This window comes from Parabacteroides caeci, assembly GCF_023656795.1.
Taxonomy (GTDB): Bacteria; Bacteroidota; Bacteroidia; order Bacteroidales; family Tannerellaceae; genus Parabacteroides; species Parabacteroides segnis.
The window spans coordinates 59,915-80,760 of record NZ_JAMOKT010000030.1; the positions used below are offsets into that span (position 1 = coordinate 59,915).

The 20,846-nt window shown below is 50.4% G+C and carries 22 protein-coding genes and 2 pseudogenes; 20 read left to right on the forward strand and 4 right to left on the reverse strand.

The genetic code is table 11. From position 1 onward, the window contains the following. Positions 1 to 216 precede the first annotated feature (216 nt). The 3 genes from NBH15_RS15630 (at position 217) to NBH15_RS15640 (ending at position 2,129) form a co-directional block, all read left to right on the forward strand. Complete coding sequence (locus tag NBH15_RS15630; RefSeq protein WP_005861685.1) at positions 217 to 822, forward strand: RteC domain-containing protein; 606 nt, start codon at positions 217 to 219, stop codon at positions 820 to 822. A gap of 103 nt (positions 823 to 925) precedes the next feature. After that, positions 926 to 1,405 carry a Panacea domain-containing protein gene (locus NBH15_RS15635; RefSeq protein ID WP_004293873.1) on the forward strand — a complete coding sequence of 160 codons (480 nt, stop codon included), beginning with the start codon at positions 926 to 928 and terminating at the stop codon, positions 1,403 to 1,405. Beyond that, positions 1,374 to 2,129, forward strand: a complete 756-nt coding sequence (locus NBH15_RS15640; protein WP_004293874.1) for a UU032 domain-containing protein — start codon at positions 1,374 to 1,376, stop codon at positions 2,127 to 2,129. Before NBH15_RS15635 ends, NBH15_RS15640 begins: the two co-directional genes overlap by 32 nt. 52 nt (positions 2,130 to 2,181) lie before the next feature. On the opposite strand, the gene mobC is transcribed toward NBH15_RS15640, so the two are convergent. The 4 genes from mobC to NBH15_RS15660 form a co-directional block, all read right to left on the reverse strand. Beyond that, complete coding sequence (gene mobC / locus NBH15_RS15645; protein WP_005861683.1) at positions 2,182 to 4,188, reverse strand: conjugal transfer protein MobC; 2,007 nt, start codon at positions 4,186 to 4,188, stop codon at positions 2,182 to 2,184. A gap of 30 nt (positions 4,189 to 4,218) precedes the next feature. Further along, on the reverse strand, positions 4,219 to 5,466 hold the full coding sequence (mobB, locus tag NBH15_RS15650; protein WP_005861681.1) for a conjugal transfer protein MobB: 1,248 nt from the start codon (positions 5,464 to 5,466) through the stop codon (positions 4,219 to 4,221). Next, complete coding sequence (gene mobA / locus NBH15_RS15655; RefSeq protein ID WP_004312006.1) at positions 5,445 to 5,873, reverse strand: conjugal transfer protein MobA; 429 nt, start codon at positions 5,871 to 5,873, stop codon at positions 5,445 to 5,447. Before mobA ends, mobB begins: the two co-directional genes overlap by 22 nt. A gap of 381 nt (positions 5,874 to 6,254) precedes the next feature. After that, positions 6,255 to 6,419: a hypothetical protein gene (locus NBH15_RS15660; RefSeq protein ID WP_196029218.1), complete on the reverse strand. Its 165-nt coding sequence runs from the start codon at positions 6,417 to 6,419 to the stop codon at positions 6,255 to 6,257. Here NBH15_RS15660 and NBH15_RS15665 point away from each other — a divergent pair. The 17 genes and pseudogenes from NBH15_RS15665 to NBH15_RS15745 all read left to right on the forward strand — a co-directional run bounded on the left by NBH15_RS15665 (position 6,418) and on the right by NBH15_RS15745 (position 20,715). Beyond that, the gene (locus tag NBH15_RS15665; RefSeq protein ID WP_005783105.1) at positions 6,418 to 7,344 is read left to right on the forward strand and encodes a ParA family protein; all 927 of its coding nucleotides are present in this window, start codon (positions 6,418 to 6,420) and stop codon (positions 7,342 to 7,344) included. The two genes, NBH15_RS15660 and NBH15_RS15665, sit on opposite strands and share 2 nt — an antisense overlap. A 2-nt stretch (positions 7,345 to 7,346) precedes the next feature. After that, on the forward strand, positions 7,347 to 7,787 hold the full coding sequence (locus tag NBH15_RS15670; protein ID WP_004291503.1) for a DUF3408 domain-containing protein: 441 nt from the start codon (positions 7,347 to 7,349) through the stop codon (positions 7,785 to 7,787). A 2-nt stretch (positions 7,788 to 7,789) separates the two neighbouring features. Then, positions 7,790 to 8,143, forward strand: coding sequence for a DUF3408 domain-containing protein (locus NBH15_RS15675; RefSeq protein WP_004291505.1), 354 nt, complete (start codon positions 7,790 to 7,792; stop codon positions 8,141 to 8,143). A 16-nt stretch (positions 8,144 to 8,159) separates the two neighbouring features. Beyond that, on the forward strand, positions 8,160 to 8,888 hold the full coding sequence (locus NBH15_RS15680; RefSeq protein WP_004304280.1) for a hypothetical protein: 729 nt from the start codon (positions 8,160 to 8,162) through the stop codon (positions 8,886 to 8,888). A 201-nt stretch (positions 8,889 to 9,089) separates the two neighbouring features. Beyond that, positions 9,090 to 9,407, forward strand: coding sequence for a DUF4134 domain-containing protein (locus NBH15_RS15685; protein WP_002560983.1), 318 nt, complete (start codon positions 9,090 to 9,092; stop codon positions 9,405 to 9,407). Positions 9,408 to 9,417: 10 nt separating this feature from the next. Beyond that, positions 9,418 to 9,750, forward strand: coding sequence for a DUF4133 domain-containing protein (locus NBH15_RS15690; protein ID WP_004291514.1), 333 nt, complete (start codon positions 9,418 to 9,420; stop codon positions 9,748 to 9,750). After that, the gene (locus tag NBH15_RS15695) at positions 9,747 to 12,251 is read left to right on the forward strand and encodes a TraG family conjugative transposon ATPase (RefSeq protein ID WP_004291515.1); all 2,505 of its coding nucleotides are present in this window, start codon (positions 9,747 to 9,749) and stop codon (positions 12,249 to 12,251) included. The genes NBH15_RS15690 and NBH15_RS15695 overlap by 4 nt, the downstream gene beginning before the upstream one ends. A 40-nt stretch (positions 12,252 to 12,291) precedes the next feature. Then, positions 12,292 to 12,672, forward strand: a complete 381-nt coding sequence (locus tag NBH15_RS15700; protein ID WP_004291516.1) for a DUF3876 domain-containing protein — start codon at positions 12,292 to 12,294, stop codon at positions 12,670 to 12,672. Positions 12,673 to 12,695: 23 nt separating this feature from the next. Then, a pseudogene (locus tag NBH15_RS15705) lies at positions 12,696 to 12,908 on the forward strand (DUF4141 domain-containing protein); the annotation flags it as partial. Positions 12,909 to 13,473: 565 nt separating this feature from the next. Continuing rightward, on the forward strand, positions 13,474 to 15,279 hold the full coding sequence (locus tag NBH15_RS15710) for a reverse transcriptase/maturase family protein (RefSeq protein WP_032535361.1): 1,806 nt from the start codon (positions 13,474 to 13,476) through the stop codon (positions 15,277 to 15,279). A 115-nt stretch (positions 15,280 to 15,394) separates the two neighbouring features. Continuing rightward, positions 15,395 to 15,808: pseudogene (locus tag NBH15_RS15715) on the forward strand (DUF4141 domain-containing protein); the annotation flags it as partial. Positions 15,809 to 15,811: 3 nt separating this feature from the next. Next, positions 15,812 to 16,816, forward strand: coding sequence for a conjugative transposon protein TraJ (traJ, locus tag NBH15_RS15720; RefSeq protein WP_004291518.1), 1,005 nt, complete (start codon positions 15,812 to 15,814; stop codon positions 16,814 to 16,816). A gap of 31 nt (positions 16,817 to 16,847) precedes the next feature. Further along, entirely contained in the window at positions 16,848 to 17,471 is a 624-nt protein-coding gene (traK, locus tag NBH15_RS15725; protein ID WP_004291519.1) for a conjugative transposon protein TraK, read from the forward strand. A 27-nt stretch (positions 17,472 to 17,498) separates the two neighbouring features. Further along, a complete protein-coding gene (locus NBH15_RS15730) occupies positions 17,499 to 17,786 on the forward strand; it encodes a TraL conjugative transposon family protein (RefSeq protein ID WP_018697145.1) in 288 nt (95 codons plus the stop codon). Beyond that, positions 17,767 to 19,119, forward strand: a complete 1,353-nt coding sequence (gene traM, locus NBH15_RS15735) for a conjugative transposon protein TraM (protein WP_004291521.1) — start codon at positions 17,767 to 17,769, stop codon at positions 19,117 to 19,119. The genes NBH15_RS15730 and traM overlap by 20 nt, the downstream gene beginning before the upstream one ends. A 34-nt stretch (positions 19,120 to 19,153) precedes the next feature. Next, complete coding sequence (traN, locus tag NBH15_RS15740) at positions 19,154 to 20,140, forward strand: conjugative transposon protein TraN (protein WP_004291522.1); 987 nt, start codon at positions 19,154 to 19,156, stop codon at positions 20,138 to 20,140. A gap of 2 nt (positions 20,141 to 20,142) precedes the next feature. Continuing rightward, positions 20,143 to 20,715 carry a conjugal transfer protein TraO gene (locus NBH15_RS15745; RefSeq protein ID WP_250823019.1) on the forward strand — a complete coding sequence of 191 codons (573 nt, stop codon included), beginning with the start codon at positions 20,143 to 20,145 and terminating at the stop codon, positions 20,713 to 20,715. Positions 20,716 to 20,846 lie beyond the last annotated feature (131 nt).

Consider the following 20,846-nt stretch of genomic DNA (forward strand, 5'->3'; position numbering starts at 1 on the left):
ATTTCTATTTTCAGGAATAGAATAAATGTTCTGATTACAAACAATTTAAGTCGGAGATAATTTGTCCTTGTGAAAAAATATTGAATTTTATGCCTTTGAAATCCAGCACCTTGTAAAATTGAGTGTTGGATTTAATATTTTCTGCCGCGCTTTTTGCCAATTATATTTATGTGCGCACGCAGAAAACAAAGTGTAATTTTCAAAATTGACAGAACCATGAATTATTTCTTGTTGGCGGAAACCGACTTTTTCCGCCTGATAAACGAAGCCGGCGACTGCAATATGGAAACGGCATACACGGCTTTCGCCACCCAAGTGATCGAACTGTGCAACGGCGGCATGGACATGAACCTTACCGTCATCGCGCTTGCCTACATCGAAATCGAGTTGCAGCACCATCCCGTGCGTAATCTGTCAGAAGAAAAAAGAGAGATTGCCGCCTACGTCAGCAAGGCTCTGTCTTTCGTAAGAAAGATGCAGAAATTCCTTGCCACGCCCCAAGTGCCACCACTAATATCCGCCAATAACGCAACAGAAACCACCGCCAGCCTCCTGCAATGGACGGGCAATGCCATCGACCTCGTGGAACTTATCTACGGCATCGACGAGATGGGCTGCATCAACAACGGCAACATGCCGCTCAAACAGCTTGCCCCGCTCCTTTACAAGATATTCGGGGTTGAGTCGAAGGACTGCTACCGTTTCTACACCGACATCAAACGCCGGAAGAACGAAAGCCGCACCTACTTCCTTGACAGAATGCAGGAGAAATTGAACGAGAGGATGCTGCGCGATGATGAGTTGGATCGTATGAGGAGATAAAAAACAAATTCATTAGAATAAATCACATCAATTCAATTCATTATTTTGTTATATTAGAAAAAGATATTAACTTTGCATTGAAATTGATATAGTCATAATTCAGATGAACTCAATACACGATATAACAGACTACATTATCTTACGAGTAAAATCGGAAGATAGATTTGCGTCTTTAATAAATTTAAAGTTGCAGAAGTTATTGTATTATGTTCAAGCATGGTCTTATGGTATCAATAAAAAACCTATGTTTGACGGCGAGTTTGAAGCATGGATTCATGGTCCGGTAAATCGAGAAATCTACAATCGATTTAATTCTACAAAATATCTCTATTCAGAAATCAATATTGATGATTGCATGAATCACAATGTGAGTTTATCATCAGAAGACGCTGAATTTATTGACTTTATATTGGAGAATTATCTTAAATATAGCGGTGCTGAATTAGAACGATTGTCCCACAATGAGATGCCTTGGATTGAAACACGTGGAGATTTAAATGTAAATGAGCGTTGTGACAAGGTTATTACTCCAGAACTAATGATTGAGTATTATGGGAAAAAATGGGAAACTATTAAATCTTAATTCAGATTCTCCTAAATACGGAAACAAATCATTAGTTACCAAAGAACAAGAAAATGAGTTAAAGAGAAGGAAGATAACTTTTTCCTTCTCTTACTTTAAGCAGATACCTAATTTTCAGATTGGAGAGTGTTCTAAGGGATGGCATATTGGGCTTCTTGAACGATTAGGTGCTTTGGGTACTATGACACCGCAAGAAGTATTAGAAGAAAATAGAGGTAGTATTGCATTAAGATGTCATCCAATAGATTGGAGTGCTAAAAACATTCCTATTCAACGAAAAGATTTAGATTGGCTACCAAAAGAAATATTGGACAATGAGACAGATTTTCCAATAATGCAATTTTCGATAACAAAAAGTACGGGGCGTATTGTAGGTTATTTTGATCGGGATTCTTCTATATTTCACATAGTATTATTAGATCCTGAACATAATATACAACCGGCAAAGAAAACTAATTATCAAATACAACCAACTACAAAAGGGTTATCTCAATATGATGATTTATTAAATAAGTTGGAACGAATTAAAAGTATCGTATCAGATTGTTCTGATAAAAAGTGCAAATTGCATTCACATATTAGTGTTATAGAAGAATTACATGACAATATTGTTTATATAGGACTTGATAATGACTTCTATAGCACTTATCAAGAAATCTTAAAGAAAATTCCATTGCAAAAAATTTTGGAAAACGGAATCTTAGTAAGTATGGATAATGCTTAAGTTCTAAAAAAATGAAGAAAGGTTTATGGTAAGCCTTTCTTCATTTTTTTATTTACTTCTGCTGCAACAAATGCTTCAGGTTGTCATCGCCTGCGATGCGCTCCAGTTCATCCTGCACAATCTGCTTCACCTCTTCCTTGATGCGCCGGTAGTTCGCCTGCACCGTTTCCTTCATGTGGTCGTTGCCGTCCTCGTCCGTGAAATCGGTAATGACAGGAATTTTCTTGTAGGCACTTTCCTCCCGTTTGACCTTTTCGGCATCCACCACAATCTCGCAGTGGAAAATCTTCTGCTCGATGCGCTCGTTGAAGTTGTCGGACACAGAACCGACAAACATACCCTGCGTAAGACCGGAAATCTTGCTCGGCGGGATGAGCGCGTCCATCTGCGTGTTGATGGAGGTGGACACGTCCTGCCGGTTGATGGAGATGGACTGCCGTTTCTGCAACACCTTACCGAACCGTTCCGATAGTGTCTTTGCCGTTTCGCCTACCACCTGCCCGGAAAAGATATTGCCGACAGTGTTCATCACCACCTTCGCCTCCTTGTCCCCGTAGTCTCGCACCAACTGGCTGAAATCCTGAAAACCCAGACACACGGCAACCTTGTTGCTTCGGGCGGTAGCTATAAGATTGTCCAGCCCTTTGAAGTATATCGTGGGCAGCTCGTCAATGATGACCGACGACTTCAGCATCCCCTTCTTGTTGATGAGTTTCACGATGCGGGAGTTGTACAATCCGAGTGCCGCCCCGTAGATGTTCTGGCGGTCGGGATTGTTGCCCACGCATAGGATTTTCGGCTCTTCGGGATTGTTGATGTCCAGCGTAAACTCGCTGTCCGACATCACCCAATAGAGCTGCGGTGAAATCATCCTTGAAAGCGGAATTTTCGCCGACGCTATCTGCCCCATGAGCTGCTCCGCAGCCCCTCCGAGCCAAGCGTCCATGAATGGTGAAAGGTAGTTCTCCAGCTCCGGGTAAGAGGTCAGTATCGGAAATATATCCTCGTAACGGCGGTTCAGAAACTCGATGGCATGAGGAAAAGTGCAATACTTCCCGTTCTGATAGATTTTGAGATACCAGATAATGCTGGCAAACAGAATGATAGGAGACTCCACGAAGAAGTCGCCCTGCTTTTGCACCCACGTTTTATTGAGGTTGAGCATTATCGTGTAGGCACTCTCGTAAGCGTCCGTAATATCCTCCATGAAATCCGGGTGAATGGGATTGCAACGGTGTGAACGGCGCGGGTCGTCGAAGTTGATTACATAGAATTTCGGTTTCACCTTGTAGCCCTCCGGGTGGTTCAGCAAATGGTTATAGGCAATAGTGGACAAGTCGCTGAATTTGAAGTCATATACATACATCGAAAATCCCTTTTCAATCTGTTGCTTGATAAAATTGTTTACAACGGCGTATGACTTGCCGCTGCCCGGCGTACCCAACACGATGGACGCACGGAAGGGATTAACCACATTGATCCAGCCGTTGTTCCAGCGTTTCCTGTAATAGAAACGTGTCGGCAGATTGACCGAATACTCGCTTTCGATAAGCCTCGTTTCCTGCATGAAACTCTCGTTCTCGTTGTTGAAAACATCCTCCATCAAATTGTGTTTCAACAGACGGCTCATCCACAGACCTCCCATCAGCAGGCAGACATAGCCCGTTCCAATGGTAAGGACATATAGTCCCGTCACCGCTTCAAGCGGCAGCGGCAGGGGCAGCAACCACCAGTTCAGGAAAAACAGCACGAACCCGACGGCAAATGCTGTCCAGATTCTCCCCCAAGTGATTTTCTCACCCTTGACACCTTTCGTACCCAGACAGGACAGGGCAAGCAAAAGGACGGAAAACAGTTTCGTGTACAGTATGGAATGGAACAACCCCGCCGTGCGGTCGAAGTTCAGAAGGATTTTGTCCACCACGCCGATGTTCACGCCCCACATCCTGATGGCTTCGTAGCAGAACCAGTACACGTTCATGACCACTAAAATGATACTCACGGCACGCAGAAAATCCATGATTTTCGCCAATGCCCTCAAATCGTCTTCTTGTGACATACATTGATTTTTTAATTGTTGATACTCTGATTACATACCCAAGCCCTTGCGCTTTTTCTTCTTTTTGCGCTTCATTGCCCGGATGAAAGCCTCTTCCTCGGCATCGGTCGCCGGACCTTCGGGAGTGAGCAAGCCCATACCGCCCGACATGTCTTCACGGTCGTATGCGGTCTGCCCATATACCTTGTCCGCAACATCCGCCGGGATGGAAAGCGGTATAGGCGGTTGTCCGGCGTATGGCAGTGTGAAGTGTTCCTGCAAGGCATTCGCCGAAAGTTCCTTACCCATGCGCGAACCGTTCAGCACGCATCCCGTGCGGTGGTCGATGAAGGTAGCCCCATAGATGCGCCCTTCCTCTGTGTAGCGCAGCACGGTATCTATGCCCTTCTCTTTGAGCCGGGAAATAAACCTGTCCTTGTCATAAGTGCCTTGCAGCACGGAAAGGACGGTGCGTTTCGTCATGTCTGCCAGTTTCCTGTCCTTGATTTCCGATTTGGAACGGACAAACTTCTTCTGCACGGCTTCATAGCCTGCGGACTTCCCGAAGAGCGAGGACTTGAACGGATTGCCAACTTTGTTACCCCTGTCGTCCGTGACGGAATAGACCAGCCCGTGATACTCCCGTCCGCGCACGTTTCCCCTCGCTTCCTCCACCGTCATATTATATAAGGAAAGGAGCGCACGGTATTCGCCCATCGTCTGGAAGCGGTACTGCCCGTTCAGAGCCTTCACGGTGTTGCCCACCTGCTTTTTCACATCGCCAGCCGATGCATCCACCTTGCGCAACGGGTTATCCAATCCCTGATTTTTTCGTTCTGCCGGATGCAATCCATACTTCTGTTCCAGTTCCCTGCGAATACGGTCGCTGCGGCGGTAGAGAAAATCCCGGTTGAGCCTTTTACCGTTCTCGTCCACGTTGACCGTCACGATGTGCAGGTGGTGGCGGTCGATGTCCTCGTGCTTGAATACAAGATAAGGCTGGTTTCCGAAACCGAGTTTTTCCAGATACTCGCGGGCGATATTCTGCAACTCAATATCGGTCAGCACATCCTCCGGGTGCGGGTTGAGTGAGATATGCACCACCGGCTTCTCGACCTTCATCTGCGGTGGCAGGAAGGTGTGGAAACCCTCCATCGCCTTGCTTATGTCCACCGTTCCCGAACCGTCATTGTAGATGCGGTTGGTGGTGAGAAGCCGCCCCTGCGCCTCGTTAATCTTCTCCCCGTTGTAGGCAATCGCGCCGTACAACGAGTTTCCTACACTGATTTTTGCGACCATTTTGCTTCCATTTCTCTCGACAATTCCACAATCTGACGGCTCAGTTTCACGAGTTCGACGGTGTGTTGCTCCAGCTTGTAGAGCAACGCCATCGCCTTTTTCTCGGAAAAATGCAGCCTCAATTCCTTCACGACTTGGTTGTAATTCGTACCCACGGCGCGGAACTGCGCGTGAAAATCCGACAGCTTGGTGTAGTAGTCCACCAGCGTCTTGTCCACCTTCAGCACCTTGAACGGTTGCCCGAAGAAGTGCGCTTTGAGGAAAACCGACCGTGCATAGACACCCGATTTTCCGAACATGGCGAGGAAACGGTTGTGTTCCTCCTCGTTGAAACGGACGGTGTACCGGTACACCGCCGGATCAAGTTTGGGATTTCTCCCTGCTTTGCTTTTCCTTTTCTCTTTCATATCACTTTGGATTTAGCGGATTGACGGCATAAGCCGCCGCTTCTGTTCACGGCACCGCAGTTCTGAAAGGCTTTCCGACTTCGGAGGGAAAGCCCGTCCCCTGCAAGGGCAAGTGCTTTTCCGGGATGCTCAAATCATTTTGAGCGGCTGAAAAGACATCTTGCTATGTTCAGGTGAACATAAAAATCCGTCAGGGGACGGATTGGGAAAATACCTTTCAGGACTCCGGGCCGCGCGTCATCGGCGAACCCTGCTGTCCGGGTGCAAAGTTACGCCCTTAAAGCGGTATCGGACAGATGCTTGACCCGGTCAATGACTGCCAACCGGCGCAACGTGCCGCCACTTGCCGGAGAAGTGATACAGGTTCCAAAATATACTTGTTTATTTGCAGCATGATTCAAGAAACGAACGATTTGAAGATATGATAAACGGAACATTCAAATACCCGGAAATCCGCTTCTTCGGATACTTGCCGAAACGGATACCCGAACCGTCGGAAACCCGGTTCTCCGACAATTCGGTGACGTATGGATTCAATGACTTCATGACGCAATGTCGTCAATCACCATTTGTCCGACGCACCGCTTCACCACAGAACCGGATACGCGACGACCCGCCTGCGTGTGTAGTCACGGAAGCGGATGGTGCGACAGCCAAATCCGTATGGAAACAGAAAAACAAATCATCAACAATTAAAATAAATGGAACTATGAGTAAGGAAATCTTCGTTGCATTCGCAACACAGAAAGGTGGCATCGGCAAATCCACTGTCACGGCACTTGCCGCCAGCTACCTGCACAACGTGAAAGGCTACAATGTCGCCGTCGTGGACTGCGACGACCCGCAGCACAGCATCCACGGGCTGCGCGAACACGAAATGGGGCTTATCGACAGCAGCACCTACTTCAAGGCTCTCGCTTGCGACCATTTCCGCCGGATCAAAAAGAACGCCTACACCATCGTCAAAAGCAATGCGGTGAACGCCCTCGACGATGCCGAGAGGATGATTGCCACTGAGGACGTGAAACCCGACGTGGTGTTCTTCGACATGCCCGGCACACTCCGAAGCAACGGCGTGATAAAGACGCTCTCGCAGATGGACTACATTTTCACTCCGCTGAGTGCCGACCGCTTTGTCGTGGAGAGTACCCTGAAATTCGTCACGATGTTCCGCGACAGGCTGATGACTACCGGACAGGCGAAAACAAAGGGGCTGCATCTGTTCTGGACGATGGTGGACGGCAGGGAGAGGAACGACTTGTACGGCATCTACGAGGAAGTGATAGCCGAAATGGGCTTTCCGGTACTTTCCACCCGCTTGCCCGACAGCAAGAAGTTCCGCCGTGACCTTTCGGAAGAGCGCAAGAGCGTTTTCCGCTCCACCATCTTCCCGATGGACACGGCACTGCTGAAAGGGAGTGGCATCCGGGAGTTTTCCGAAGAGATAAGCGACATCATCAGACCGCAGTGAGCATGGGCAGCAGGAAAGTGAACACGGAAGGCATCGACGAGGAACTGCTGTTAGCCTCCATCGGGCGGCGCACACAGGACGGGACACTGCGCCCCGCACAGGAAGTACCCGCAGCTGCACCGACCGAAGAGGACACCGCCGCACCGGAACCATCTCCTGTGCAACCCGTAACACGGGAAAAAGCGCAGAGGGAAAGTGGACGCCGGAAAAGGCAGGACGAGGACTACAACGAGCTATTCCTGCGCCGCAACGAGATAAAGACCCGCCAATGTGTCTATATCAGCCGTGACGTCCACGGCAAGATCCTCAGAATCGTGAACGACATCGCCGGAGGGGAAATCTCAGTAGGCGGATATGTGGATACCGTGCTGCGCCAGCATCTGGAACAGCACAAGGAGAGAATCAACGAACTGTACAAGAAACAACGTGAAGATCTGATTTGAAAATGGAAAAAGAAATGACACCGAATGAAAAAAGACCACAGCAAGACTGCGGAGGTATGTTTACCCAAGTGCAGGCGAGTGTGGAAATACTGTCGCCTGTCCCGGTAAGCGGCAAATGCAGTGAGAAGGACTATGAACGCCTGTTCATCCGCGACCCGGAAGTAAAGGCACGTGAGGGGAAGATGGCGTATGTGCGCCCGGAGTACCACGAGCGTATCATGCGTATCACCCGTGTAATCGGGCATGACCGGCTTACGCTGTCCGCTTACATCGACCATGTGCTGACGCACCACTTCAACCAGTGCGAAGATGCGATAAAGAGCCTTTATGCCCGAAATTACAATTCAGTATTCTAACCAAAAACGGAAGGATATGAATTACACAATCAGCATGACAGACATTCTGCTGGCGGTATCGGTCGGCTGCAACCTCTGGTTCCTGTTCCTGCTCCTTTACGAGCGCATCATGGACACGCGGATTGTCCGCTTCTTCAAGGGCATTGTCGGATTATGGCGGTCACTGGACGGGAATGAGGCTAAACGCATAGCGGCACACGAGGAAGTCCCTGCGGAAAAGGCGGACATCATCGGCAAGAGCCGTTTCAGGATGGCATCCACCCGGACAACCGCTGCCATACCGACGCAAGAAGCCGCCACTATTGAAAAAGGCATTGAGCTGTCGGAGGAAGAGGCTACTTTTGACGACGGAAAAACGGGAAACGCATCCCGCCCGGCACAAGTCCCGGAGGAAAAACTCGATGAGACCTTCACGAGCATACCGCCGGAGGAACTGGGATACGGGGACGACGAACCGGAAGAGGACGCCTCGGACACGCCACGGGCTTCGGGCAGCAGCTTTGACGAGATTGACGACGCCTGCAAGACCGCCAAAAACCCGGACGCGACACAGGCGGAACGTGAAAAGGCGGCTAAGGTGTTCACCGACATGGAGGGCACGGAGTTGTACGAGAAAATGATGGAAGGCTCTTCGGAGATAGGCATCCGCATCAAGGGGCTTATCGAGATTCGGCTGAAGAAATCTGAAAAGGAGTTCGTCGTGCCGGACAACATCGAGGAGTTCGACATTCGCAACTATGTATGACAACAATAAAAGAAATGAACATGAAAGAATGACATCAACCCACGCGGCGAGGAAACGCAAGGCGCATCCCCATCCGCAACGGACACGCCCACGTCCGTGGAAACAAACGGGCATCCACTAAAACCAAAGTAAAGAAACAAAGTATCAACCGCCCGACAAAGGACCATCCACCCTTTTGACGGCAAAAAACAAGAACAGTTTATGAACAAGAACATCTTGAAAAACAGAAAAGCAATCCTCTCCGCGGCACTTGTCATCGCCGCAACCGCCTCCGCTTTCGCGCAGGGAAACGGCATCGCGGGCATCAACGAAGCCACCTCTATGGTGAGTTCTTATTTCGACCCCGGAACTAAACTGATATACGCCATCGGTGCAGTCGTCGGGCTTATCGGGGGCGTAAAAGTGTACGGCAAGTTTTCATCGGGCGACCCCGACACCAGCAAGACAGCCGCCTCGTGGTTCGGCGCGTGCATCTTCCTGATTGTTGCCGCCACCATCCTGCGCTCATTCTTCCTTTAATAAATAATGTATGGCTGAATACCCAATCAACAAGGGTATCGGCCGTCCGGTAGAGTTCAAGGGCTTGAAGGCACAGTACCTCTTCATCTTCTGCGGAGGTCTGCTGGCTCTCTTCGTCCTGTTCGTCATCCTCTACATGGTCGGTATCGACCAGTGGATATGTATCGGCTTCGGCGCGGCATCGTCCTCCCTCCTTGTATGGCAGACCTTCGCGCTGAACGCCCGGTACGGTGAACACGGGCTGATGAAATTAGGAGCGGCACGGAGCCATCCCCGATACCTTATCAACCGGCGGCGGATAACCCGTCTGTTCAAACGACAACGAAAGGAAGAAAGACAATGAGGAATACATCGAAAATGACAACACTGGAAAACAGGTTCCCACTTTTAGCGGTGGAGCATGGCTGCATCATCTCAAAGGACGCCGACATCACGGTGGCTTTCGAGGTGGAACTACCGGAACTTTACACCGTGACGGGTGCGGAGTACGAGGCGATACACAGTTGCTGGTGCAAGGCTATCAAGGTGCTGCCGGACTACTCCGTCGTCCACAAACAGGACTGGTTCATCAAGGAACGCTACAAACCGGAGCTTCAGAAGGACGACATGAGCTTTTTAAGCCGCTCTTTCGAGCGTCACTTCAACGAGCGTCCGTACCTGAAACACACCTGCTACCTCTACCTGACCAAGACAACAAAGGAGCGTAACCGGATGCAGAGCAATTTCAGCACGCTGTGCCGGGGACATATCATCCCGAAGGAGCTGGACAGGGAAACCACGACCAAGTTCTTGGAAGCCTGCGAACAGTTCGAGCGCATCATGAACGACAGCGGGCTTGTCAGGCTGCGCCGCCTCTCCACCGATGAGATTGTGGGTACTGAGGGAAAGACGGGACTTATTGAACGCTACTTCTCGCTCATGCCGGAAGGTGACACCACCTTGCAGGACATCGAGCTTTCGGCAAGGGAGATGCGCATCGGCGACAACCGCCTGTGTCTGCACACCCTCTCCGACGCGGAAGACCTGCCGGGCAAGGTGGCTACCGACACCCGTTACGAGAAGCTCTCCACCGACCGGAGTGACTGCCGACTGTCATTCGCCTCCCCGGTGGGGCTTCTGCTCTCCTGCAACCATATCTACAACCAGTATGTGCTGATAGACAACAGTGAGGAAACCTTGCAGAAGTTCGAGAAGTCCGCCCGTAACATGCAGTCGCTATCTCGCTATTCAAGGAGCAACAGCATCAACCGCGAGTGGATAGACCAATACCTGAACGAAGCCCATTCCTACGGACTGACCTCGGTACGGGCACACTTCAACGTCATGGCGTGGAGCGACGATGCGGAGGAACTGAAGCATATCAAGAACGACGTGGGCAGCCAGTTGGCAAGCATGGAATGCGTGCCGCGCCACAACACCATCGACTGCCCGACACTCTACTGGGCGGCGATACCCGGCAATGCGGCGGACTTCCCGGCGGAAGAGAGTTTCCACACCTTCATCGAACAGGCGGTGTGCCTGTTCACAGAGGAAACCAACTACCGCAGCTCGCTCTCGCCCTTCGGCATCAAGATGGTGGACAGGCTCACGGGAAAACCGCTGCACCTTGACATCTCCGACCTGCCCATGAAGCGAGGTATCACGACCAACCGCAACAAGTTCGTGCTGGGTCCTTCGGGCAGCGGCAAGTCTTTCTTCATGAACCACCTCGTGCGCCAATATTATGAGCAAGGCGCACATGTGGTATTGGTGGACACGGGAAACTCCTATCAGGGCTTGTGCGGCATGATCCGACGCAAGACAGGCGGAGCGGACGGTGTGTATTTCACCTACACGGAAGATAAGCCCATCAGCTTCAACCCGTTCTACACCGACGATTACATCTTCGACGTGGAGAAGAAGGACAGCATCAAGACCCTGTTGCTGACGCTCTGGAAGTCGGAGGACGACAAGGTGACAAAGACGGAGAGCGGCGAGCTGGGCAGTGCCGTGAGTGCCTATATTGAGCGCATCCAATCCGACCGTAGCATCGTGCCGTCGTTCAACACCTTCTACGAGTATATGCGTGACGACTACCGCAAGGAACTGGCACAGCGTGACATCAAGGTGGAGAAGTCCGACTTCAACATCGACAACATGCTCACCACCATGCGGCAGTATTACCGGGGCGGGCGTTACGATTTCCTGCTCAACTCCACGGAGAACATCGACCTGCTCGGCAAGCGGTTCATCGTCTTCGAGATAGATTCGATTAAAGAAAACCGCGAACTGTTCCCCGTCGTGACCATCATCATCATGGAAGCCTTCATCAACAAGATGCGGCGGCTGAAAGGCGTGCGGAAACAGCTTATCGTGGAAGAGGCTTGGAAGGCCCTCTCATCGGCGAACATGGCTGAATATCTGCGCTATATGTATAAGACGGTCAGAAAATATTACGGCGAGGCAATCGTGGTGACGCAGGAGGTGGACGACATTATCAGTTCTCCGGTGGTCAAAGAGAGCATTATCAACAACTCGGATTGTAAAATCCTGCTTGACCAAAGGAAATATATGAACAAGTTCGACCAGATACAGGCGTTGCTCGGACTGACGGAAAAGGAGAAGTCGCAGATACTCTCCATCAACATGGCGAACAACCCTTCACGGCTCTACAAGGAGGTGTGGATAGGCTTGGGCGGCACGCAGTCGGCGGTCTATGCCACGGAGGTCAGCGCGGAAGAGTATCTGGCGTACACCACCGAGGAAACGGAAAAAGTGGAGGTTTACCGTCTGGCGGAGAAGCTGGGCGACGACATCGAAGCCGCCATCCGGCAGCTTGCCGAAAGGCGGAGAAACAAGGAATAACTAAAAAACAGAATGTATCAACCAAAAAAGAAAAACGCGTATGAATTTACCAAAAGTGAAAATGCTGCAAGTCAGCAAGTGCCTTATCGGATTGGCGGTCATGATGCTGCAATCCTGCGACGTGGCCGACAACCGCCGCGACATGCTGTGCGGGAACTGGGAGAGCGTGGAGGGAAAACCTGACGTGCTTATCTACAAGGAGGGCGAAGCCTACAAAGTGACGGTGTTCCGTCGTAGCGGTCTGCGCCGCAAGCTCAAGCCGGAAACCTATCTCTTGCAGGAGGAGAACGGCAACCTGTTCATGAACACCGGCTTCCGCATCGACGTGTCCTACAACGAGGCCACGGATGTGCTGACTTTCTCGCCAAACGGGGACTATGTGCGGGTGAAGCCGCAGCCGGGACATCCGACCGAAGAATAACAACCACTAAAATCCAAAGTAACATGAGAACAAGAATAACAATGATTATCTGCCTGTGCCTGCTTTTCGCGGGCAGGGCAAGCGCACAGTGGGTCGTAAGCGATCCGGGCAATCTAGCGCAGGGCATCATCAATGCCTCCAAAAACATCATCCATACCTCCAAGACCGCCACGAACATGGTGAGCAACTTTCAGGAGACGGTGAAAATCTATCAGCAGGGCAAGAAGTATTACGATGGTGCGCCCGTATAGGCGATATAATAAATGTAGCATTGGCAAGCTATTAGGTAAGTGTTCCAATATTTACCTATCATCACCAGCTTATCTGCCCACGAAAGGACGGCAGGGAGTATAGCACGCTGGAAAGCCATAAGTCAATTAGTTATCAAATTGCAACTGAATGGTGAGATGAAACAGATAGATACGAGGATAAAATCCAAACTGATTGAATGATAGTCCAAGTGAACCCAGTATGTTTTATAGTGAAAGATAACTTAACTCGCTATACCGTAATACCTCTGTTGCGAGCGTCGTGTAGTAGAGGCAGGAACAAATTACGGCACAACCGCAGTAAGCGGTAACGGGCGGAAGTCATATCCGACAATCTATCATAGCCATGTTATTATATCGTAAACGGGGATTGCCTAAATCGGAACGCCGCAAGGCTATTAGGTACAGACCTATGAAAATCCGACAAGGCAACGGAGCTTCCGTAGTAGTCTGAGCAGGGGAAAGCCCTGTACATGGCGAAGGGAAGCAGCTAATAATTTTAATGCAAATAACGGAAAATGTGAGAGACATTATGAGAAGTCCAGAGTATGTATTAAACAGTCTAACGGAACACAGTGAAAATTTGAATTACAAGTTTGAACGCTTGTACCGTATCTTTTTCAATGAGGAAATGTATTACGTTGCCTACCAACGCATATATGCGAAACCGGGCAATATGACAGCAGGTGCAGATGGGAAAACCATTGACCAAATGAGCCTGAACCGAATTGAACAACTGATAACATCGTTGAAAGATGAGAGTTATCAGCCCCAACCCTCAAAACGGATGTATATCCCAAAGAAAAATGGGAAAATGCGTCCATTAGGTGTACCAGCTTTTAATGATAAATTATTGCAGGAAGTGGTCAGAATGATATTGGAAGCCATCTATGAAAGACAGTTTGAAAAAACGTCACATGGCTTCCGACCTCTAAGAAGCTGCCACACTGCCTTGTCTGATATTCAGAAGACATTTTCGGGCGTGAAATGGTTCGTAGAAGGTGATATTAAGGGATTTTTCGACAATATCAATCATGAGATACTGATAGGTATTCTGAAAGAACGTATCGCTGACGAAAGATTTATTCGCTTGATTAGAAAATTTCTGAATGCAGGATATATCGAAGACTGGAACTTTCATAACTCCTACAGCGGAACACCGCAAGGCGGAATTGTCAGCCCTATCTTGGCAAACATATACCTTGATAAGTTGGATAAATTCATGAAGGAATACACTGGAAAATTTGATAAGGGGAAAGAACGGAAAAGAACTAAACAGGTAGTATCACTTGAAGGCAAACGACACCGTATTCTGAAAAAGTTGAAAGTGGTAAAAGACAAAAGTGAAAGGTCAGAATTGATAAGACAATATAAGGCTTATCAAAAAGAAGGTTTGCAGTATTCTGATGGTGACGAAATGGATATGAACTACAGAAAACTCAAATATGTGAGATATGCGGATGATTTTCTAATTGGAATTATTGGCAGTAAACAAGATGCTATCATCATCAAAGAGGACATAAAGAACTTCCTCTATGAAAAGTTAGCTCTTACACTGTCTGATGAGAAAACACTTATCACCCATGCTGAAAACGCTGCAAAATTTCTCGGATATGAGATTTTTGTAAGGAAATCCAATGACACCAAAAGAAGCAAATACGGAGTACTAAGACGTGTCTTCAATAAGAGGATACAATTGGCACTTGGAAAGGATACGTTTAAGAAAAAGTTGCTCGAATATCGTGTTTTAGAAATAAAGATACACAACGGCAAGGAGTATTGGAAAGCAAAATCCCGTCCCAAACTTTCAAACAACAATGACTTTGAGATACTTGACAGGTACAACAAGGAAATAAAGGGCATTTACAATTACTATTGTTTGGCTAATAATTGTAGTAGTCTGTCAAAACTTGGGTATATCATGAAATATAGTATGTACAAAACATTTGCGCAGAAATATCGGACAACGATGTCGCAAATCCGAAAAAAGTACACCAAGAATGGACTTTTTTCAGTTAGATACTATTTAAAGAACGGTACTGCCAAAGACTTGACCTTTTATCATGGTGGGTTCAAAAAGAAAAATCCAATGAACATTAAGGATTTAGACAACTTGCCCAAATTCACATATCATCCTACAAACACAAGTCTTATAGATAGGCTGAAAGCGGAAAAATGTGAATTATGTGGAGCAGTCGATAAGTTAGTGATGCACCATGTGAGAAAATTAAAAAATCTTCAAGGGAAAACTACCTGCGAAAAACAAATGATGGCTCGCAAACGAAAGACTATTGCCATATGTGGTAAGTGTTACAAAAAACTCAGTAACAATGAATAGATTGATATTATTAGTAGAAAGCCGGATACGCGGAGACGTGTACGTCCGGTTTGGGGGCGAGCTTCCGAAAACCCACCGTAGTAATACGGCAGGGCGTTGGATGCTTAGCCTACCCCTCAAATCGGTGAACAATCTGGTCAAGGACGCCCGCAAGGTGCAGCAGACCATCCTGATGGTGGGCGACATCACAGACATCTATGTGAACAGTTTCCAACGGATGCTCCGTGACGGGAATTTCAGACCCGAAGAGCTTTCCGCAATCGCTTTCGGCTACACGAAACTGCTGGAGGAAAGCAACGAAGTGTTGACGGAACTCAGGAACGTGGTGAACATCACCACGCTCTCCATGACCGACAAGGAGCGCATGGACGTGGTGGAACGCTGCCACTCGAAGATGAAGCGTTACCGCAACCTCGTGAGCTACTACACGAACAAGAACATCTCCGTGAGTTACCTGCGTGCGAAAAAGAAGAACGACCTCGACCGCATCATGGGGCTGTACGGGAACATGAACGAAAGATACTGGTAGCCTATGAAGTTCGACAACCTTCATCAGATTTTACGTTCACTTTATGAGCAGATGATGCCGCTGTGTGGGGACATGGCTGGTGTGGCGAAAGGCATCGCCGGGCTGGGTGCGCTGTTCTACGTCGCCTACCGGGTATGGCAGTCGCTGGCGAGAGCTGAACCGATAGACGTATTCCCGATGCTCCGTCCTTTTGCCATCGGTCTGTGCATCATGTTCTTCCCGACTGTGGTGCTGGGCACGATAAACAGCATCCTCTCACCCGTCGTACAGGGCACGGCAAAGATGCTGGAGGCGGAAACGCTGGACATGAACCGATACCGGGAGCAGAAGGACAAACTGGAATACGAGGCGATGGTACGCAACCCCGAAACCGCCTACCTCGTGTCCAACGAGGAATTTGACAAGCAACTGGAGGAACTCGGCTGGTCGCCCTCCGACATGGTGACGATGGCGGGAATGTATATCGACCGGGGAATGTACAACATGAAGAAGAGCATCCGCGACTTCTTCCGCGAGATACTCGAACTGCTGTTCCAAGCCGCCGCCCTCGTGATAGACACCGTCCGCACCTTCTTTCTCGTGGTGCTGGCGATTCTCGGTCCGATAGCCTTCGCCCTGTCGGTATGGGACGGTTTCCAAAACACGCTCACGCAGTGGATATGCCGCTATATACAGGTCTATCTGTGGCTACCGGTATCGGACATGTTCAGCACCATACTGGCGAAGATACAGGTTCTGATGCTGCAAAACGACATCGAGCGGATGCAGGCAGACCCGAACTTCTCGCTGGATTCGAGCGACGGGGTGTATATCGTATTCCTCTGCATCGGCATCATCGGCTACTTTACCATTCCCACCGTTGCGGGCTGGATTATCCAAGCCGGAGGCATGGGCGGTTACGGTCGCAACGTGAACCAGATGGCGGGACGAGCCGGAAGCATGGCGGGCAGCGTGGCGGGTGCAGCCGCAGGAAACGCAGTCGGACGTGTCGGCAAATTGCTGAAATAATCAATGTGCAATCATAAATTGGAAAATATAAATGGAATTCAAATCACTTAGAAACATCGAATCGTCGTTCAGGCAGATACGCCTGTTCGGTATCGTCTTCCTCTCGCTGTGCGCCGTGGTGACGGTGTGGAGCGTGTGGAACTCCTACCGTTTCGCAGAGAAGCAACGGGAGAAAATCTATGTGCTGGACAACGGCAAGAGCCTGATGCTCGCCTTGTCTCAGGATTTGTCGCAGAACCGCCCGGCGGAGGCACGGGAACATGTGCGCCGTTTCCACGAGATGTTCTTCACGCTATCACCTGAAAAAAGCGCGATTGAACACAACGTGAAACGTGCCTTGCTGCTGGCGGACAAGAGCGTGTACCACTATTATTCGGACTTCGCGGAGAAGGGGTACTACAACCGCATCATCGCCGGGAACATCAACCAAGTGCTGAAGGTGGACAGCGTGGTGTGCGACTTCAACGCCTATCCCTACCGTGCCGTGACCTACGCCACACAGAAAATCATCCGGCAGAGCAACGTCACCGAGCGCAGCCTCGTGACCACCTGCCGCCTGCTGAACGCATCGCGGTCGGATGACAACCCGAACGGTTTTACCATCGAGGGTTTCACCATCATTGAGAACAAGGATTTACAGACTATCAAACGGTAACAGGACATGAAAAGTATCAGAAAATCAATGTGGGGCATGTATTGGAAACTCCACGACAAACGGAAACGCTTGGCGGCAAGTCTCAAAGGGTATCTGGACGGCTTGCCGCCGGAAACACGCCGCCGCATCGTGCTGGGGATGTTCGCCGCCTTCGCGGTGCTTGCCCTTTACACCTTCGGCAGAGCCGTCTATGACATCGGCAGGAACGACGGCTCACATATGGAAACGGGACACGCCGGACGGGTGGAACTGCCGACCCCGGCGGAAACAGGCAATCACTTAACACCTTATTTATATGGAACAGACAAAGAATGAACCGACGAAAGAGAACAAAGCTGCTCCCGAAACGGGGAAACCGAAAAAGGAGCGCGAACCGCTGACAGAGGCGCAACGGCTGAAACGGCAGAAGATGATCGTGCTGCCCGCTATGGTGTTGGTGTTCATCGGGGCGATGTGGCTGATATTCGCCCCGTCCTCCGGCAAGGAGCAACCGCCGGGAACGGACGGATACAACACCGAGATGCCCGACGCTGACAAGGCGAACCGGCAGATTATCGGCGACAAGCTGAAAGCCTACGAGCATGGGGAGATGGAAGAGCGTCAGGAGAGCCGCAACCGTGCCATCGGGCAGCTGGGCGACATGTTCGACCGCGAGATAGCGGGAACGGAGAACGGAGTGGACTTCGACCTCGCCAATCCGGGCGGCAAGGAAGAAAGGGCAAAGCCAGCCACGCCGCAGACCATCCAGTCCTCCGCAGCCGCCTACCGTGACCTGAACGCCACGCTCGGAAACTTCTACGACCAGCCGAAAAACGACAATGCGGAGATGGACGAATTGTTGGAGCGCATCGCATCGCTGGAGTCGGAACTGGAAAGCGAGAGGGGCAAGGCTTCCTCTATGGACGAGCAGGTGGCTCTTATGGAGAAGTCCTACGAGCTGGCGGCAAAGTACATGGGCGGTCAGAACGGAGGACAGCCATCGGCGGAACAGAGGGCAGAGCCAACTACCGTGCAGAAAGGGAAGAAGAACAAGGCAATGCCTATCAGACAGGTGGAGCATCAAGTAGTTTCTTCACTCTCACAGCCTATGAGTAACGCGGAGTTTGTCGCCGCCTTATCGCAGGAACGCAACCGGGGTTTCAACACGGCTGTCGGCACGGCGGAGGTATTGGACAGGAACACCATACCGGCGTGCGTGCATGGGGCGCAGAGCGTGACGGACGGGCAGACGGTAAGGCTGCGCCTGCTGGAGCCTATGGCGGTGGCAGGCAGGACAATACCCCGGGGTGCGGTGGTGGTCGGCACGGGCAAGATACAGGGTGAGCGGCTCGACATCGAGATTACCTCGCTGGAATACGACGGCACGATTATCCCCGTGGAGCTTGCGGTCTATGACACGGACGGACAGCCCGGCATCTTCATCCCGAACTCGATGGAGATGAACGCCGTCCGGGAGGTCGCCGCCAACATGGGCGGCTCGCTGGGAAGCAGCATCAACATCTCCACCAATGCCGGGGCGCAGCTCGCCTCCGACTTGGGCAAGGGGCTGATACAAGGCACGAGCCAGTACATCGCCAAAAAGATGCGAACCGTCAAGGTGCATCTGAAAGCCGGGTACAGGGTCATGCTTTACCAAGAAAAATATTGAAAACAATAAAAATTACCACTAAAATCCAAAAGTAATGAGAAAAGTAATCATCATGTTTGCCCTCGCTATGGGCATCATAACTGCCAACGCGCAGGAGAATGTAACCGTTGAAACGACCAACGGAAGTGAACAACCGACCTTGACGAAGGAGGTCTATCCGCAGAAGGAGGCGGACGGCGACCTATATCACGGGCTGTCACGCAAGCTGACCTTCGACCGCATGATACCGCCGCACGGTCTGGAAGTGACCTACGACAAGACCGTCCACGTCATTTTTCCGGCGGAGGTGCGCTATGTCGATTTAGGCTCGCCCGACCTGATTGCCGGGAAAGCCGACGGAGCGGAGAACATCATCCGTGTGAAGGCTACCGTAAGGAATTTTCCCAACGAAACGAATATGTCCGTCATCACGGAGGACGGCAGTTTCTACACCTTCAACGTGAAGTACGCCGCCGAACCGCTGTTGCTCAACGTGGAGATGTGCGACTTCATCCATGACGGCAGCACGGTGAACCGCCCGAACAACGCGCAGGAAATCTATCTGAAAGAGCTGGGCAGCGAAAGCCCGATGCTGGTGCGCCTTATCATGAAGTCCATCCACAAACAGAACAAGCGCGAGGTGAAGCATATCGGCTGCAAGCGTTTCGGCATCCAATACCTGTTGAAAGGCATCTACACGCACAACGGCTTGCTTTATTTCCACACGGAGATAAAGAACCAGAGCAACGTGCCTTTCGATGTGGACTACATCACTTGGAAAATCGTGGACAAGAAGGTTGCGAAGCGTACTGCCGTGCAGGAGCAGATTATTCTGCCGCTCCGCGCGCAGAACTACGCCACCCTCGTGCCGGGCAAAAAGAGCGAGCGCACGGTCTTCACGATGGCGAAGTTCACCATCCCCGATGACAAGTGCCTCGTGGTGGAATTGAACGAGAAGAACGGCGGCCGTCACCAGTCCTTCGTGATTGAGAACGAGGATTTGGTACGCGCGGGTACCATCAACGAACTTCAAGTACGCTGACCATGAGAAAGTACATCGCAATAATCATCGCGTCGCTTGCCCTTTTTACAGGGCAGGCGCACGCCCAGCGGTGTCTGCCGAAGATGCAGGGCATCGAGGTGAGGGCGGACATGGCGGACGGCTTCAATCTCGGCGGCAAGGACGGCGGGTACAGCTTCGGGGCGGCTCTCTCCACCTACACGAAGAAGGGGAACAAGTGGGTGTTCGGTGGCGAATACCTGTTGAAGAACAATCCCTACAAGGACACCAAGATACCCGTGGCGCAGTTCACGGCGGAGGGCGGCTATTACTTCAAGATACTGTCGGACGCCCGAAAGATTGTTTTCGTCTATGCCGGGGCTTCGGCTCTCGCCGGATATGAGGCGGTAAATTGGGGGAAGAAGGTGCTGCATGACGGCTCCACGCTGCACGACCGGGACGCCTTCATCTACGGCGGTGCGCTGACGCTCGATGTGGAGTGTTACGTGGCAGACCGTATCGCCCTGCTTGCCAACCTGCGGGAGCGTTGCCTTTGGGGTGGCGACACACGGAAGTTCCACACGCAGTTCGGGGTCGGGTTCAAATGTTATATATAACATTTGATGCCATATGTTAGCTTTCAATTTATGTTGTATAATAATTGTATTTAACTTGCGAACAGTTAGTTGTGTGTTTTTTGGGTAACATATTTTAGGATGTCTACCTATGCTTTATTATTAATTTTTTA

Coding starts and splice junctions, on each gene's coding strand:
- NBH15_RS15630 (WP_005861685.1), top strand. CDS start 217: ATGAATTATTTCTTGTTGGCGGAAACCGACTTTTTCCGCCTGATAAAC.
- NBH15_RS15635 (WP_004293873.1), top strand. CDS start 926: ATGAACTCAATACACGATATAACAGACTACATTATCTTACGAGTAAAA.
- NBH15_RS15640 (WP_004293874.1), top strand. CDS start 1,374: ATGGGAAAAAATGGGAAACTATTAAATCTTAATTCAGATTCTCCTAAA.
- mobC (WP_005861683.1), bottom strand. CDS start 4,188: ATGTCACAAGAAGACGATTTGAGGGCATTGGCGAAAATCATGGATTTT.
- mobB (WP_005861681.1), bottom strand. CDS start 5,466: ATGGTCGCAAAAATCAGTGTAGGAAACTCGTTGTACGGCGCGATTGCC.
- mobA (WP_004312006.1), bottom strand. CDS start 5,873: ATGAAAGAGAAAAGGAAAAGCAAAGCAGGGAGAAATCCCAAACTTGAT.
- NBH15_RS15665 (WP_005783105.1), top strand. CDS start 6,418: ATGACGCAATGTCGTCAATCACCATTTGTCCGACGCACCGCTTCACCA.
- NBH15_RS15660 (WP_196029218.1), bottom strand. CDS start 6,419: ATGAAGTCATTGAATCCATACGTCACCGAATTGTCGGAGAACCGGGTT.
- NBH15_RS15670 (WP_004291503.1), top strand. CDS start 7,347: ATGGGCAGCAGGAAAGTGAACACGGAAGGCATCGACGAGGAACTGCTG.
- NBH15_RS15675 (WP_004291505.1), top strand. CDS start 7,790: ATGGAAAAAGAAATGACACCGAATGAAAAAAGACCACAGCAAGACTGC.
- NBH15_RS15680 (WP_004304280.1), top strand. CDS start 8,160: ATGAATTACACAATCAGCATGACAGACATTCTGCTGGCGGTATCGGTC.
- NBH15_RS15685 (WP_002560983.1), top strand. CDS start 9,090: ATGAACAAGAACATCTTGAAAAACAGAAAAGCAATCCTCTCCGCGGCA.
- NBH15_RS15690 (WP_004291514.1), top strand. CDS start 9,418: ATGGCTGAATACCCAATCAACAAGGGTATCGGCCGTCCGGTAGAGTTC.
- NBH15_RS15695 (WP_004291515.1), top strand. CDS start 9,747: ATGAGGAATACATCGAAAATGACAACACTGGAAAACAGGTTCCCACTT.
- NBH15_RS15700 (WP_004291516.1), top strand. CDS start 12,292: ATGAATTTACCAAAAGTGAAAATGCTGCAAGTCAGCAAGTGCCTTATC.
- NBH15_RS15710 (WP_032535361.1), top strand. CDS start 13,474: ATGAGAAGTCCAGAGTATGTATTAAACAGTCTAACGGAACACAGTGAA.
- traJ (WP_004291518.1), top strand. CDS start 15,812: ATGAAGTTCGACAACCTTCATCAGATTTTACGTTCACTTTATGAGCAG.
- traK (WP_004291519.1), top strand. CDS start 16,848: ATGGAATTCAAATCACTTAGAAACATCGAATCGTCGTTCAGGCAGATA.
- NBH15_RS15730 (WP_018697145.1), top strand. CDS start 17,499: ATGTGGGGCATGTATTGGAAACTCCACGACAAACGGAAACGCTTGGCG.
- traM (WP_004291521.1), top strand. CDS start 17,767: ATGGAACAGACAAAGAATGAACCGACGAAAGAGAACAAAGCTGCTCCC.
- traN (WP_004291522.1), top strand. CDS start 19,154: ATGAGAAAAGTAATCATCATGTTTGCCCTCGCTATGGGCATCATAACT.
- NBH15_RS15745 (WP_250823019.1), top strand. CDS start 20,143: ATGAGAAAGTACATCGCAATAATCATCGCGTCGCTTGCCCTTTTTACA.